Here is a 13,431-nt window from a genome sequence, read left to right on the forward strand (position 1 = left end):
CCATGGCCACGAGTGTTCCCGAAGCGCCGCGTCCCTGGCCCGGCGAGGAGGTCAACCAGTCGCTGCTGCCGTTCCGGCCGACCCTGCGGATCCGGCTGACCATGTTCTACGGCGGGATGTTCCTGCTCGCCGGACTGGTCCTGGTCCTGGTGATGTACCTGTTCGTGACCCAGGCGTTCGACCTGGCCACGCAGGCGCCGAGCATCAAGGTGCCCAGCGACGTGCAGCTGCAGCTGCCGAACGGCCAGACCGTGCCCGGCAACCAGCTGAACGCGCTGATCGCCGACTACCAGCACCAGCACACCAACCAGGCTCTGCACATCCTGATCCTCAAGTCGATAAGCGCCCTGATAGCCCTGCTGATCCTGGCCGTCGCCTTCGGCTACGCCATGGCCGGACGGGTGCTCAGGCCGCTCGGTCGGATCACCAGGACCGCCCGCCAGGTCGCCAGTTCGGACATGCACCGGCGGATCGAGCTGGACGGCCCCGACGACGAGCTCAAGGAGCTCGCCGACACCTTCGACGAGATGCTGGAGCGGCTCGACCGCTCGTTCGAGTCACAGCGCAAGTTCGTCGCCAACGCCTCGCACGAGCTGCGCACCCCGCTGGCGATCAACCGCACCCTGCTCGAGGTGCAGCTCTCCGACCCCGCCGCGTCGAGCGACCTGCAGCAGCTCGGCCGGACCCTGCTCGCCACCAACGAGCGCAGCGAACAGCTGGTGGAGGGCCTGCTGCTGCTGGCCCGGAGCGACAACGAGCTGGTGGACCGCCGTCCGGTGGACCTCGCCGAGGTGGCCCGGCAGGCACTCGAACAGACCCGGGCCGACGCCAACGACCGGGGCGTGCGGTTGACCAGCACCCTGGAACCCGCCGTGGTCAGCGGCAACGGAGTGCTCCTGGAGCGGGTCGCGCTCAACCTGATCCAGAACGCGGTGCGCTACAACCGGGCCGAGGACGGCTGGGTCGAGATATCGGTCGCGACCGTGGACGGGGGCGGCGAGCTGGTCGTCTCCAACTCCGGACCGGTGGTTCCCGGGTATGAGTTGGAGCACATCTTCGAACCATTCCGGCGGGTCAGGAGCAAGGAGCGCACCCGCAGCGACAAGGGCGTCGGGCTCGGTCTGTCCATCGTCCGCTCCGTCGTCCGGGCGCACGGTGGCGCCATTGAGGCGTCTCCACGCCCCGATGGCGGCCTGGTGATGCGGGTTCGCATCCCGGGAGGGTGAGACCGCCGACCGCCCCGCTCGCGCCCGCTCAGCGCCGACGCCCGGCCCCGCCGATCTTTCACCAGGTCGGCGGGGCTTTCTTATGCGGTTCTCACATCTAACGGAGATGGGAAAGGCGGCCCTTGCCAGGGGGTGCGCGCACAACCTACGGTGGCGTAACCTACGGAAGCGTAGGTGAATCCGTACCGAGAGTTGGATGCCGTGACCATCGCCCCCTCCCGTCCCGCCGGCTCGGCCCAGTGGACCGACGCCCAGCTGCTGCACGCCCTGGAGGAGGTCGTCGAGCGCGAGCTCAACCGCCACCTCGGCGTCGCCAAGGAGTGGATGCCGCACGAGTACGTGCCGTGGAGCCAGGGGCGGGACTTCGACGGGATCATGGGCGGCGAGGCCTGGGCCGTGGAGCAGTCGCCGGTGAGCGACATCGGCCGGATCTCGCTGGTCGTCAACCTGCTCACCGAGGACAACCTCCCCAGCTACCACCACGAGATCGCGACCCTGTTCAGCCGCGAAGGCGCGTGGGGCACCTGGGTGCACCAGTGGACGGCGGAGGAGGGCCGCCACGCCATCGTGATGCGCGACTACCTGCTGACCACCCGCGCGGTCGACCCGGTCGCGCTGGAACGGGCCCGGATGACGCACATGGCCGAGGGCTTCGTCTCGGACAACAACCACTCGATGCTGCACACTGTGGCGTACGTCGCCTTCCAGGAGCTCGCCACCCGCGTGTCGCACCGCAACACCGGCCACAACTCCGGCGACCCGATCTGCGACCGGATGCTGGCCCGCATCGCCACCGACGAGAACCTGCACATGGTTTTCTACCGCAACCTGCTGAAGGCCGCCCTGGAGATCGCCCCGAATCAGACCATGCGCTCCGTCGCGGACGTGGTGACCGGCTTCCGGATGCCGGGCCACGGGATGCCGGGCTTCGAGCGCGCCGCCGCGCAGATGGCCATCGGCGGGATCTACAACCTGCGCATCCACCACGACGACGTGCTGCAGCCGGTGCTGCGCCACCTCAAGGTGATGGAGGTCTCCGGGCTCGACGCGGAGGGCCTGCAGGCCCAGCAGGAGCTCGGCGTGTACCTCGAAGGGCTCGACACCCAGGCCACGCGCTTCGACGAGCGCCGGGCCGCCCTGCTGGCCCGCCGCGCCGCCGTCGCCGAACGGCGCTGACGTGGTGGTTTGTCGCCCGTTGTTGTACGGGTAAGTCCGGACTTTTCAGAACTGTGACGAACGTCACAATTCACGCGGTCCGGCGAAGCCTTCCAGCCGATCGCCGTGCGTCACCGCTGAGGCTGCGGTGACGCACCGTAGTTGTCGGAGTCTCAGCGGTCGCGCTTGGCCTGGTCATGTGTTTTCCTTGTGCCGCTTGGTACGAACCGGGACCCGCCGGGACGTTTCCGCTGCCCATGATCACGGTAAGTGGTCAGTGGAGCGAGAGTCGACTCGGTCCGCGCGCTGCGCCGGAACACCCGCACGATCACCTCTTTGGGGGGCAGGTCGGGTGTCGATTGAGTAACGGGCCTTGAAGTAAGGCAAAATCTCGCCCTCGGGTCGGGCACAAGTCCGGCCCCCCGCGCGTTACCTGCGCTGGAGATACCCGCAGACACCCAAAGGGGGAGAGCGACATGGCTACTGACTACGACACCCCACGCAAGACCGATGACGACCTCAACGAGGACAGCATCGAGGAACTGAAGGCCCGACGGAACGAGAAGTCGACCAGCTCGGTCGACGTCGACGAGTTCGAGGCGGCCGAAGGGCTCGAGCTGCCCGGCGCGGACCTCAGCAACGAGGAGCTCTCCGTCCGGGTGCTGCCGCGTCAGGCCGACGAGTTCACCTGCATGAGCTGCTTCCTGGTGCACCACCGCAGCCAGCTGGCGAGCGAGAAGAACGGCAACCCCATCTGCCGGGACTGCGCGGCCTGACGCGTTTTGGGGTAGGGAGGTCTTCATGAGGCCGTTCCGACAGCGAAACCGCATCGAGCCGAACCGATCCGACAGCACCGACCGATCCGCCGGGGACGCACCACCCCCGGCGGCCGGCGGCGAGACAGCCGACGAGCTCGCCCGTATTGCCGCCGAACTGGAGGCATGGGACGGGTCCGCCCCAGCGGACTCCGTCCCCCAGGGCGAGCGGGGTCGGCGGATGGTCTCGCTCGCCGACAGTCTCAGAACCACCCTCGGGGCCGGCTGGACCAGAGGAAGCTCCCTGGTGGGGACAGGCGCCCGGAGTGGCGCCCTGCACCTCGTGGACCGCCTGGTGGACGCGGCTCCGCGGATTCCCGTCCGCGACATCCGCACCCTCCGCGCTCAGCATCCTGGCGCGCTCACCGCCGAGGACCTGGCGGACAACATCACTTCCGGGGCCGTCAAGGCCTCGGCCTCCATAGGCGCCGGTGTCGGTGCCGTCGCCATGCTTCCGGTGCCGCCCGCCATGACCGTGGAGCTCGCCACCGAACTGCTCGCCGTGGCGGCCGTCGAGTTCAAGCTGATCGCCGAGCTGTACGAGGTCTACGGGCAGCCCGTCCGGGGCAGCGCCACGCAGCGGGCCGGGGCCTGCCTGACGGTCTGGTCGCAGCGGCGCGGGCTGGACCTCTCCAGGCCGGGCACTCTGGTCGTCCTCGGCGCGGGTAGCGAGCTGCGCAGGCAGCTCCGCAGGCGGCTCACCCGCTCCGGGCTGCGGAAGCTGCCCTCGCTCGCCCCGCTGATGGTGGGCGCGGTCGCCGGTGCCACGGTCAACCGCAGGGACACCGCGAAGCTGGCCGCGGAGATCCGCCGAGACCTGCGCGCGCGGCCGCCCGCGGTCCCGGGCTACTGGGCCGCGGCACTGGTCGCGGGGCCCTCGGACCAACCGGAGGGCGGCGTCCCCAAGGTCAGGAAGGGGCTCCTCAGGCGCTCGGACAGGGGCACCGACAGGGGTATGGACAAGGGCACGGACGGGGGCACGGACAAGGGCACGGACGGGGGCACGGACAAGGGCACGGACTCCGACCCGGAACCCCGGTGACGCCTGCTCAGTCCGCCTGGACTGCCTGCTGCCCGGCCGTCGCCAGGGCCTTCGCCAGGCCCTCGGGGTCGCGGGTCGACAGGTAGAGGTACGGAGTCGGGTCCTGCGGGTCGGTGACCTCGACCCGCAGCGCGGTCGGGATGTAGGAGCGCAGCAGCATGAAGGCCCGCGCGTCCGCCTTCCGGGTGCGCCAGGCGAACGCCTCGTCGCGGTCCAGCGGGTGGGCCGTGCCGAGCGCCTCCACCGGGACGCGCGCGTCGCCCGCGACGAGCATCCCCTGGACGACCCGGATCCGGGCCGAGCCGTAGGAGCTCAGCAGCACGGCCGCCGCGGCGCCGCCGGCGACCAGGCCGAGCAGTCCGGGGACAGTGCCGAACAGATAGAAGATCAGCCCGAAGGACAGTCCGCTGCCCGCGGGGAACAGCCACCAGGTGAGCGGAGCCGTGAGGCGTTCGTCGTACATGCCTCCATTGTGGGCACGCCCGTGGAGCGCCTCCGCACAGGGGCCCGCCGAAGCTCCGGTTCTGTCTCCCCGGACGAAGTTCTGTAGGGTCGCGAGCGTGAGCACAGACACTTCCCGATCGGCGCTGGCACCGCCGGCCGGCGCGATGGCGCCGATCCGGCACCCGGAGGCGCCCGCGCCCGGCGAGCCGATCGACCCGCACTACGAGCACTGCTTCGGCTGCGGCCCCCAGCAGCCGCACGGGCTGCACCTGGCCTCGCGGGCGGGCGAGGGCGTCGACGTGTTCGCCGAGTTCACGGTGGGCGCGGCGCACCAGGGCGGTCCGGGCCTGGCCCACGGCGGGGTCCTGGTCACGGCCATGGACGACGCGCTGGGGACGCTGAACTGGCTGCTGCACAGCGCTTCGGTGACCGCCCGGCTGGAGACGGACTTCCGCCGCCCGGTGCCGGTGGGCTCGACCGTGTACATCCACACCTGGGTCGACGCGGTGGCCGGCCGCAAGATCTACTGCCAGGGCGAGGGGCGGCTCGACGCCCCGGACGGGCCGCTGGCGATAACCGCGCGGGCCCTGTTCGTCCAGGTCAAGATGGACCACTTCGTCACCCACGGCCGTCCCGAGGACATCAAGGCGGCCATGGAGAACCCCGATCTGTTCAAGCGTGCCCGTGCCTTCGAGGTGAACCCGTGAACGCCCCCCACGCCCCCGTGGACGTCCTGCTGCGCCGCCTGGACGCCGGACTGCCCGCCCCCGCCTACGCCCATCCAGGGGACGCCGGAGCGGACCTGCGCACCACCGTGGACGCCGAACTCGCCCCTGGGGAGCGGGCTGTGCTGCCGACCGGGGTCGCCCTCGCGCTTCCGGACGGGTACGCGGCGTTCGTGCACCCGCGTTCGGGTCTCGCTGCCCGGTGCGGTCTGGCTCTGGTGAATGCCCCGGGAACGGTGGATGCCGGGTACCGTGGTGAGATCAAGGTGATCGTCGTCAATCTCGACCCGCGCGAGCGGGTGGTCTTCCACCGAGGGGACCGGATCGCCCAGCTGGTCGTCCAGCGGGTTGAGAAGGTTCGCTTCCACGAGGTGGAGGAGCTGCCGGGATCGGCGCGTGCCATCGGAGGCTTCGGGTCGACGGGCGGCCATGCCGCGGTTAGCATTCCGGCGGCCGGGCAGGAAATCCCTTCGGTACCCGACCGGGAAGGACAGTGACCGTGTTCCGTCGTCGCGCCAAGAGCGAGGACGCTGTCGATCAGACTGAGGGCTCGGAAGAGTTCGAGGACAGCGAGGACATCGCAGGTGTGGACTCCATGGAGGAGGACGACGCCGAGGACGCCAGGGTAGGGCTGCCGCCTGCGCCGCGTCCTGACGGCCCCTGGGACTCCACGGAGGTGGATGACGCCGTAGAGGGCCGGGTGGACCTGGGCGGCCTGCTGGTGCCCGGTGTCGAGGGCATGGAGCTGCGGGTCGAGGTCGCCGGTGACTCGATCGTCGCCGCGACCCTGGTCCTCGGCAACAGCGCCATCCAGCTGCAGGCGTTCGCCGCCCCCAGGTCCGAGGGCATCTGGGGCGAGGTCCGCGAGGAGATCGCCACCGGCATCACCCAGCAGGGTGGCGTCGTGGACGAGGAGGAGGGCCCGCTGGGCTGGGGCCTGCGGGCCCAGGTCCCGGTGCAGCTCCCGGACGGCACCCAGGGTGTGCAACTGGTGCGCTTCGTCGGCTGTGACGGCCCGCGCTGGTTCCTGCGCGGCGTGATCTCCGGGCAGGCCGCGGTGCAGCCCGAGTCCGCCGGGGTGCTGGAGCAGGTGTTCAGGGAGACCGTGGTCGTCCGTGGCGACACGCCGATGGCGCCCCGCGACCCGATCGTGCTGAAGCTCCCGGAGGACGCCCAGATGGTGGCGGACGGGATGCCCCAGCAGCAGGCGGCGCCGGTCGAGAACCGTTTCAGCGGCGACCCGATGAACCCGTTCGAGCGCGGACCGGAGATCACCGAGGTCCGCTGATCGCTGAGGTCCGCTGATCACCGAGGTCCGCTGATCACCTGGGACGGCTGGACCGGCCGGTTCGGTAGGAGCGCGTCAACGCAGACAGGCCCCCGAGAGGGGGCCTGTCTGCGTTGACCGGTCTCACCCGACGCCCAACTCGGCCAGCAGCTCTGCGCGCAGCTCGGCGAAGCCGGGCGCTGTGCGCGGGCGGGGCTCGGGAAGCCGCACCTCGCGGGCGGGGCCCAGCCGTCCGTCCGTCAGCACGATGATCCGGTCCGCCAGCGCGATCGCCTCGTCCACGTCGTGCGTCACCAGCAGCACCGCGGGTCGGTGGCGCAGGCACAGGTCGCGCAGCAGCGCGTGCATCCGGATCCTGGTCAGCGCGTCCAGCGCGCCGAAGGGCTCGTCGAGCAGCAGCAGTTCCGGATCGCGGACCAGGGCCCGGGCGAGTGCCGCGCGCTGTGCCTCGCCGCCGGAAAGGGTGATCGGCCAGTCCCTGGCGCGCTCGGTGAGGCCCACCTCCGCCAGCGCGGTCAGCCCGGCCTCGCGGGCGCCGCCGCGGGGCAGGCCGAGGACGACGTTGTCGAGAACGCGCTTCCAGGGCTGGAGGCGGTGGTCCTGGAACACCACGGAGCGCCGCTCGGGGACGAGCAGGCGGCCGGTGAAGTCGGGGTCGAGCCCGGCCATGGCGCGCAGCAGGGTGCTCTTCCCCGAGCCGCTGCGGCCGAGCAGGGCCAGGAACTCGCCCCGGCGCAGCGTCAGGTCGACCCCGGCGAGGACCTCGCGGCCGTCGAAGGAGCGGCGTACGTCGGTGGCCTGGACGGCGATGTCGGCGGCGATGTCGGTGGCGATGCCGATGGCGGCGGTGGTCATGGCGGTCAGGCTCCGTTGAATCCGCGGCGCCAGACCAGCAGGCGACGCTCCAGCAGGCGGACGAGCGCGTCGGCGAGCAGGCCGAGCAGGCCGTAGATGAGCAGGCCGAGGACGATGATGTCGGTGCGGTACCAGGCCTGGGCCTGGTTCATGAGGTAGCCGATGCCGCTGGTCGCGTTGAGCTGCTCGGCGATGATGATCACAAGCCAGGCGCTGGTGAGTGCGAACCGCAGGCCGACCAGGAAGCCGGGCAGGGCGCCGGGCAGCACGACGTGGCGGATCAGCCCGAGCCGGCCGAGACCGAGCACCCGCCCGGCCTCGACCAGGCGGTTCTCGACCCCGCGGATCCCGGCGTAGGTGTTGATGTAGAGGGGGCAGGCGGTGGCGAAGGCCACCAGGGCGATCTTCGGCGCCTCGCCGACTCCGAACCAGATGATGATCAGCGGCAGCAGGCCCAGCGCGGGCAGCGCCCGGACCACCTGCATGGTGGAGTCGACGAGCTCCTCGCCCAGCCGGAACAGACCGGCCAGGACGGCGAGCAGAACGCCCAGGCTGACCCCGATCAGCAGCCCGACGGCTACCCGTTGCAGTGAGGCCAGCAGGTTGCTCTCCAGCTCACCGTCCTTGGCCAGCTGCCAGGCCGCCACCGCGACCTGGCTCGGGGTCGCCAGGATGCGCGGATTGATCTGGCCCAGCGCGCCGAGGAGCTGCCAGACGGCGACCACCAGGGCGGGCCCGGCGAGCCGGCGCAGCCAGCGCGGCAGCGGTACCCGGGTACGGCGCGGGCGGCTCAGCGTGGCGGCGTCGATCAGGGGAGAGGCCGGTGGGCCGGGAGCGGGTGGTGCCGCGACGGTGGTCGCCATGGTCGATCCCTTCGGGAGGGCCCGGTCCGCTGTCCCGGGGAGGGGCGGCAGCGGACCGGGCGGGAGGTGGGGCGGCGTCAGGCAGGCGTGGCCACGCGGTGGTCGGCGGTGAACGGGCGTCCGGCGACGAGCTCGGAGGCGCGACCGTCCGGGCCCACCGGCAGGTCGCCGATCAGGGTGACCCGGTGCAGGCGCCGCTCGACGTCCAGGTGTTCCAGGTCGCGCGGGGCGAGGTGGGCGGTGGCCCGGTTGTCCCAGAAGGCGACGTGGCCCGGCTCCCAGCGGAAGCGGACGGTGTACTCGGGGCGGGTGATCTCCGCGTAGAGCAGGTCCAGGATCCGCTTGCTCTCGCTCGGGGTGACGTCCACGATGTGGCTGGTGAAGCCCGGGTTGACGAACAGGGCCCGCTCGCCGGTCTCCGGGTGCACCCGGACCACGGGGTGGATCGCCACCAGCAGGTTCTCGTTGACGCGCTTGGCGTACTCGCTGTCGCCCGCGACCTTGCTGCTGCCGCCGTAGCGGTGCTCGGCGCGCAGGGTGTCCACGAAGGCGCGGACGGGCGCGGAGAGGCCCTGGTAGGCGGCGACCAGGTTGGTCCAGGTGGTGTCGCCGCCGAAGTCGGGCACCTGCTCGGCGCGCAGGATCGAACCGGCGGGCGGGTTGACGGCGGCGGTGACGTCGGTGTGCCAGCCGTCGAAGTAGCTGTACTGGCGCTTGCGGTACTCCTCGCGGAATCCGGCGCCGTAGCGCTCCTCGAAGCGGCGCGGGTCGATGGTGAAGATCTCCGGGTGGTCCTCCGGCGGGGTGTCGTCGTGCGGGTGCGCGTAGGTCAGCTCGCCGAACTGGCGGGCGAAGGCGATCTGGGCGGCGTGGTCGAGGTGCTGACCCCGGAAGAACACCACCTTGTGGCGCTGCAGGGCCTGCTTGACCTGCTCGGTCTCGGACTCGGAGAGCGGCTGGGCGAGGTCGACGCCGTCGATGTCGGCGCCGATGTGCCCGGCGACCGGGCGGACGGTCACGGTCATGGGGAGTTCCTCTCGGTGGTCGTTACTGCTGGTCGGCTGCGATGAGTGCGCTGAACTGCTGCTCGACGTCGGCGGGGAACTCGCTGGTGACGTCGACCTTTCCGGGGAGCTGGCCGTTGGCCAGGAAGAGGTCGGCCTGCCGCTGCTGCGCGCCGATGACGGTCTGGTCCACGGCCGCGAACCGGGTCTCGCCCGAGGCCTCCCAGACGAGCCTGCCGACGGCCGGAGTCTGCTTGTCGACCTTGACGTAGAACGCGTCGATCCAGGCGTCCGGGTGTGCCCGGCTCCAGCTGGTGGCCTTGATGATGCGACCCACGAGGTCCTGGAGTGCGGCGCGTTCCGCGGTGTTGCCCAGGGCCTTGCGGCTCGCCAGGTAGAACGCGTATCCGGAGGAGACGTGCTGACCGTTGATCAGCTTCACCGCGTCCGGGTGCGCCTTGGTGTAGGTGACCAGGTCCTGGGCGGCGACGGTGGCGGCGTCCACCGTGCCCGACTCCAACACCCCGCCGATGTTCTGCAGCGGCACGTCGACCGGGGTCACGTCCTGCTGCTTCAGGTTCACCGTGGACAGGGCCTGGATCAGGAATCCCTGGTTGGCGGTGCCCTTGGAGTAGGCGACCTTGTGGCCCTTGATGTCGGCCAGGGTGTGGATGTCGGAGCCGGCCCGGGTGAGCAGGGTGTAGCCGGGACCGACGGTGTGGCTCGCGGCCACCACGTCCACCGGGAGGCCGGCCGCCGCGGCGAAGATCGCGGGCGTGTCGCCCATGATCCCGAAGTCGAGGACTCCGGCCGACAGCGCCTGGTTGACCAGCGGGCCGCTGTTGAACTGGTCGAACTGCACCTTGTAGGGAAGGTTCTTGAGCTCACCGGATGCCGTGAGCAGGGTCAGTACCTGCTTGCCCTGGTCGCCGACGTGCAGGGTCACCTGCCCGGGCTTGCTCCCGGCGTCCGTGTTCGCGGACGCGTCGCCGCCGCAGCCGGTCGTGAGCGGCAGGAGCAGAGCCGCGAGGGCGGGGAGGGCGAGGGCCTGGAGCCGTCTGGTACGCATGGGTCGAGTCCTTGGGGGTCGAGGGTCAGGCCGGAACGGTTGTGTACCGGTTGGCGGGACGGGCCAGCCCGTAGTGGTCGCGCAGCGTGCTGCCGGAGTACCCGGAGCGGAACAGTCCGCGCTCGCGGAGCAGCGGGACGACGTGCTCGGCGAACAGGTCCAGGCCCTCGGGGAGGATCGGCGGCATGATGTTGAACCCGTCCGCAGCGCCGTGGGTGAACCAGTGCTCGATGTGGTCCGCGATCTGCTCCGGGGTGCCGGGGAGTACCTGGTGCCCGCGCCCGCCGCCTAGCCGGCCCACGAGTTGACGTAGGGTCAGCCCGTCGCGTTCGGCCAGGTCGCGGATCAGCGCGAAGCGGCTCTTGGCGCCGTTGATCTCGGTGAGCGGGGGTAGCGGCGGGAGCGGGGCGTCCAGGGGATGGTCGGTGAGGTCGACGTTGAGCAGGGTGGACAGCGTCGCGATCGCGCGGGCCGGGTTGATCAGCTCGTCGAGTTCCTGGTCCAGGGCCTTGGCCTCGGCCTCGGTGGAGCCCAGGACCGGGACGATGCCGGGAAGCACGACGATGCCCTGCGGGTCGCGGCCGAGCGCTGCGGCACGCCGCTTCAGGTCGCTGTAGAACTCCTGCCCCTCGGCGATGGTCTGCTGTGCGGTGAACACCGCCTCGGCATGCGCGGCGGCGAAGCCGCGGCCGTCCTGCGAGCTTCCGGCCTGGACCAGCAGCGGGCGCCCCTGTGGGCCGCGCGGGATGTTCAGCGGCCCGAGGACCTGGAAGTGCTCGCCGCTGTGGTTGATCTCGTGGAGCTTGGCCGGGTCGGTGAGAACGCCGTTGGCGCGGTCCAGCACCAGGGCGTCGTCCTCCCAGCTGTCCCAGAGCGACTCGACCACGTCGAGGTACTCGGCGGCGCGCTGGTAGCGGACGGCGTGCTCCTGGTTGGCCGTGCGGTTGAAGTTGCGGGCGGCTCGGTCGCCGGCGGAGGTGACGATGTTCCAACCGGCCCGGCCGTTGCTGAGGTGGTCCAGCGAGGCGAACTGCCGGGCGAGGTTGTAGGGCTCGGTGAACCCGGTGGAGACGGTGCCGATGAGGCCGATCCGCTCGGTGCTCACGGCGAGCGCGGAGAGCAGGGTGAACGGCTCGAAGTGGCTGATCCAGGCGTTGCCTTGGCGAGGGTCCGGGCCCTCGACGCCGTCGGCCAGGAAGACGGAGTCGAAGGCGGCGGCCTCGGCGGTGGCGGCGAGGCGCTGGAAGTGGGCGAGCGAGGAGAGGTTCGCCGGGTCGGTGCGCGGGTGGCGCCAGGCGGCCTCGTGATGGCCGACGCCCATCAGGAAGAGGTTGAGGTGCAGTTGCCTGCGGGAAGAGGACATGCGGAAGCGCTCCGTGGTGAGTTGGTGGCGCGGGTGAAGGAGGGGCCGGCGGCGCCCTCGACGTCCCGGTGGGTTCACGGGAGCGTCGCGAGCAGGGAAGGCAGACCGATCGTCGACAGGGAACGGATCGGTCAGGCGGAGAGCGGTCAGGCGGAGGGCGATCAGACGGAGAGCGAACAGCCCAGTCCGGCGAAGTGGTGCAGGCGGAAGGCGTTCACGGGATGCCGGCCTGCGGCCTCCCGGATCGTCGCCTTCTGCTGTGCGTCCATATCCCGAGTCTGCGGGCCGACTCCGGTGCGGGCAATGATTTGTGACGGTGTGGAAGTAATGGGCCGGGTCATGCCGACCTCGCTGTCCGCAGGGCCAGCGGGTCCTGGTGCACGGCGGCGAGCACCGGCGCCCCCGCGGCGACGGCGAGCGCCGTCGGCCCGAACGAGCTGGGACGCACCAGTTGCGCCAGTTGCTCCGGCAGCTGGTGCTGGTGGGTGCGGGCGGCGATCTCCTGGTGCAGGACGGGCAGCAGCTCCGGCAGGTACATGGTGACGGCTTCGGTCAGCACCAGGATGTCCGGGCTGATCATGTCCAGCAGCAGCGCCACCGCCGGGGCGATCAGCCGCAGCCGGGCGCGGCACAGGTCCAGCGCCCGCTGATCTCCTCGCCCGGCGGCCGCGAGCAGCAACGGGAGCTCGGGGCGCGCGACGACTCCCTCGGCGGTTGCCCGCTCGGCCAGGGTCCGGTCCGAGACGGTGGCCTGCAGGCAACCGGTCCCGCCGCAGGGGCAGGCCACCGTGGAGCCCGGAACGGGCAGGTGGGCGATGCCGCCGGCGCTGTTGCGGCGGCCGCGCAGCAGCGTGCCGCCGGCGGCGATCGCGGCGTCGACGACGTTGCCGACGAAGAGGTGCACCAGGTCGCCGCGCTGGGCCGCGCCGAAGAGCACCTCGGCCTGCGCCAGGGCGCGGGCATGGCTGTCGACGTGGATGGGCAGCCGGGTGACGGACTGGAGCGCCTGCCGCAGCGGCACGTCGCGCCAGCCGAGGGCCGTGTTCTCCACCAGGACGCCGGACTCCGGGTCCACCCAGCCGCCGGTGACCACCCCGACGCCGAGCACGGAACGCCCGCCGGCCCGGCGCCGCAGGAACCCGGGCAGGTGTTCGGCGACGTCCTGGAGCACGTCTGCCTCCGTCGGCCGCCGGGGCAGCTGCTCCTGGGCGACGACCCGTCCGCGCAGGTCGGTGAGTGAGAAGGTCAGCTGGGGGACGGCGATGTGCACGCCCGCCGCCAGATGGTGGGCGGTGTCGATGTCCAGCGGGATGCGCGGCCGTCCGGGCCGGGGCGGGGCTAGCGGCGCCTGCGGTTCGTACACCAGGCCGAGCGCGAGCAGTTCGGCGGTGTGCCTGGAGACGGCGGCAGGGCTGAGGCCGGTCTCCCTGCTGATGGCGCTGCGGGCGAGCGGGCCCCGGCGCAGCGCGGCGCGGAGTACGGCGGCTGCGCCGGGGGGTTGCTCGGGTGAGGGCGGAGGTGCGGGCGTGGCGATGAGCGCGAGCGGCATCGGCGGTCCTCTGTCGACTTCGGTCCTGGGCGG

14 protein-coding genes are annotated in these 13,431 nt (G+C 71.4%); 7 read left to right on the forward strand and 7 right to left on the reverse strand.

The features are described from left to right. Nucleotides 1-2 precede the first annotated feature (2 nt). The 4 genes from ABIA33_RS12775 to ABIA33_RS12790 all read left to right on the forward strand — a co-directional run bounded on the left by ABIA33_RS12775 (nucleotide 3) and on the right by ABIA33_RS12790 (nucleotide 4,238). The gene (locus ABIA33_RS12775) at nucleotides 3-1,226 is read left to right on the forward strand and encodes a sensor histidine kinase (protein ID WP_370080613.1); all 1,224 of its coding nucleotides are present in this window, start codon (nucleotides 3-5) and stop codon (nucleotides 1,224-1,226) included. Between the two features lie 201 nt (nucleotides 1,227-1,427). Then, nucleotides 1,428-2,402, forward strand: a complete 975-nt coding sequence (locus tag ABIA33_RS12780; RefSeq protein ID WP_370080928.1) for an acyl-ACP desaturase — start codon at nucleotides 1,428-1,430, stop codon at nucleotides 2,400-2,402. 455 nt (nucleotides 2,403-2,857) lie between these two features. Further along, entirely contained in the window at nucleotides 2,858-3,157 is a 300-nt protein-coding gene (locus ABIA33_RS12785; protein ID WP_030258984.1) for a DUF4193 domain-containing protein, read from the forward strand. A 25-nt stretch (nucleotides 3,158-3,182) separates the two neighbouring features. Then, nucleotides 3,183-4,238: a hypothetical protein gene (locus ABIA33_RS12790; protein ID WP_370080616.1), complete on the forward strand. Its 1,056-nt coding sequence runs from the start codon at nucleotides 3,183-3,185 to the stop codon at nucleotides 4,236-4,238. A gap of 7 nt (nucleotides 4,239-4,245) precedes the next feature. Here ABIA33_RS12790 and ABIA33_RS12795 read toward each other — a convergent pair whose 3' ends face one another. After that, on the reverse strand, nucleotides 4,246-4,701 hold the full coding sequence (locus tag ABIA33_RS12795) for a DUF3093 domain-containing protein (RefSeq protein ID WP_370080618.1): 456 nt from the start codon (nucleotides 4,699-4,701) through the stop codon (nucleotides 4,246-4,248). A 145-nt stretch (nucleotides 4,702-4,846) separates the two neighbouring features. Here ABIA33_RS12795 and ABIA33_RS12800 point away from each other — a divergent pair, with 145 nt between their 5' ends. The 3 genes from ABIA33_RS12800 to ABIA33_RS12810 are packed head-to-tail and all read left to right on the forward strand — an operon-like array spanning nucleotide 4,847 to nucleotide 6,695. After that, the gene (locus ABIA33_RS12800; RefSeq protein ID WP_370080930.1) at nucleotides 4,847-5,389 is read left to right on the forward strand and encodes a PaaI family thioesterase; all 543 of its coding nucleotides are present in this window, start codon (nucleotides 4,847-4,849) and stop codon (nucleotides 5,387-5,389) included. Between the two features lie 17 nt (nucleotides 5,390-5,406). Continuing rightward, on the forward strand, nucleotides 5,407-5,904 hold the full coding sequence (gene dut, locus ABIA33_RS12805; protein WP_370080932.1) for a dUTP diphosphatase: 498 nt from the start codon (nucleotides 5,407-5,409) through the stop codon (nucleotides 5,902-5,904). Between the two features lie 2 nt (nucleotides 5,905-5,906). Further along, nucleotides 5,907-6,695, forward strand: coding sequence for a DUF3710 domain-containing protein (locus tag ABIA33_RS12810; RefSeq protein ID WP_370080620.1), 789 nt, complete (start codon nucleotides 5,907-5,909; stop codon nucleotides 6,693-6,695). Nucleotides 6,696-6,818: 123 nt separating this feature from the next. Here ABIA33_RS12810 and ABIA33_RS12815 read toward each other — a convergent pair whose 3' ends face one another. The 6 genes from ABIA33_RS12815 to ABIA33_RS12840 all read right to left on the reverse strand — a co-directional run bounded on the left by ABIA33_RS12815 (nucleotide 6,819) and on the right by ABIA33_RS12840 (nucleotide 13,398). Next, on the reverse strand, nucleotides 6,819-7,550 hold the full coding sequence (locus ABIA33_RS12815; RefSeq protein WP_370080622.1) for an ABC transporter ATP-binding protein: 732 nt from the start codon (nucleotides 7,548-7,550) through the stop codon (nucleotides 6,819-6,821). A 5-nt stretch (nucleotides 7,551-7,555) separates the two neighbouring features. Beyond that, entirely contained in the window at nucleotides 7,556-8,413 is an 858-nt protein-coding gene (locus ABIA33_RS12820) for an ABC transporter permease (protein WP_370080624.1), read from the reverse strand. A gap of 77 nt (nucleotides 8,414-8,490) precedes the next feature. Continuing rightward, the gene (locus ABIA33_RS12825) at nucleotides 8,491-9,438 is read right to left on the reverse strand and encodes a TauD/TfdA dioxygenase family protein (RefSeq protein ID WP_370080626.1); all 948 of its coding nucleotides are present in this window, start codon (nucleotides 9,436-9,438) and stop codon (nucleotides 8,491-8,493) included. Nucleotides 9,439-9,460: 22 nt separating this feature from the next. Further along, on the reverse strand, nucleotides 9,461-10,486 hold the full coding sequence (locus tag ABIA33_RS12830; RefSeq protein WP_370080628.1) for an ABC transporter substrate-binding protein: 1,026 nt from the start codon (nucleotides 10,484-10,486) through the stop codon (nucleotides 9,461-9,463). Nucleotides 10,487-10,511: 25 nt separating this feature from the next. After that, the gene (locus ABIA33_RS12835) at nucleotides 10,512-11,849 is read right to left on the reverse strand and encodes an LLM class flavin-dependent oxidoreductase (protein ID WP_370080630.1); all 1,338 of its coding nucleotides are present in this window, start codon (nucleotides 11,847-11,849) and stop codon (nucleotides 10,512-10,514) included. Nucleotides 11,850-12,186: 337 nt separating this feature from the next. After that, nucleotides 12,187-13,398 (reverse strand): ROK family protein, encoded by a 1,212-nt coding sequence (locus tag ABIA33_RS12840; RefSeq protein WP_370080632.1) that lies wholly within the window; start codon nucleotides 13,396-13,398, stop codon nucleotides 12,187-12,189. Nucleotides 13,399-13,431 lie beyond the last annotated feature (33 nt).

This window comes from Streptacidiphilus sp. MAP12-16 (assembly GCF_041262165.1).
GTDB lineage: Bacteria > Actinomycetota > Actinomycetes > Streptomycetales > Streptomycetaceae > Streptacidiphilus.

Excerpts from the sequence above, each read along its gene's own strand:
- ABIA33_RS12840 (WP_370080632.1), bottom strand. The coding sequence starts at position 13,398 with ATGCCGCTCGCGCTCATCGCCACGCCCGCACCTCCGCCCTCACCCGAG.
- ABIA33_RS12775 (WP_370080613.1), top strand. The coding sequence starts at position 3 with ATGGCCACGAGTGTTCCCGAAGCGCCGCGTCCCTGGCCCGGCGAGGAG.
- ABIA33_RS12825 (WP_370080626.1), bottom strand. The coding sequence starts at position 9,438 with ATGACCGTGACCGTCCGCCCGGTCGCCGGGCACATCGGCGCCGACATC.
- ABIA33_RS12830 (WP_370080628.1), bottom strand. The coding sequence starts at position 10,486 with ATGCGTACCAGACGGCTCCAGGCCCTCGCCCTCCCCGCCCTCGCGGCT.
- ABIA33_RS12820 (WP_370080624.1), bottom strand. The coding sequence starts at position 8,413 with ATGGCGACCACCGTCGCGGCACCACCCGCTCCCGGCCCACCGGCCTCT.
- ABIA33_RS12785 (WP_030258984.1), top strand. The coding sequence starts at position 2,858 with ATGGCTACTGACTACGACACCCCACGCAAGACCGATGACGACCTCAAC.
- ABIA33_RS12795 (WP_370080618.1), bottom strand. The coding sequence starts at position 4,701 with ATGTACGACGAACGCCTCACGGCTCCGCTCACCTGGTGGCTGTTCCCC.
- ABIA33_RS12815 (WP_370080622.1), bottom strand. The coding sequence starts at position 7,550 with ATGACCACCGCCGCCATCGGCATCGCCACCGACATCGCCGCCGACATC.
- ABIA33_RS12835 (WP_370080630.1), bottom strand. The coding sequence starts at position 11,849 with ATGTCCTCTTCCCGCAGGCAACTGCACCTCAACCTCTTCCTGATGGGC.
- ABIA33_RS12800 (WP_370080930.1), top strand. The coding sequence starts at position 4,847 with ATGGCGCCGATCCGGCACCCGGAGGCGCCCGCGCCCGGCGAGCCGATC.
- ABIA33_RS12790 (WP_370080616.1), top strand. The coding sequence starts at position 3,183 with ATGAGGCCGTTCCGACAGCGAAACCGCATCGAGCCGAACCGATCCGAC.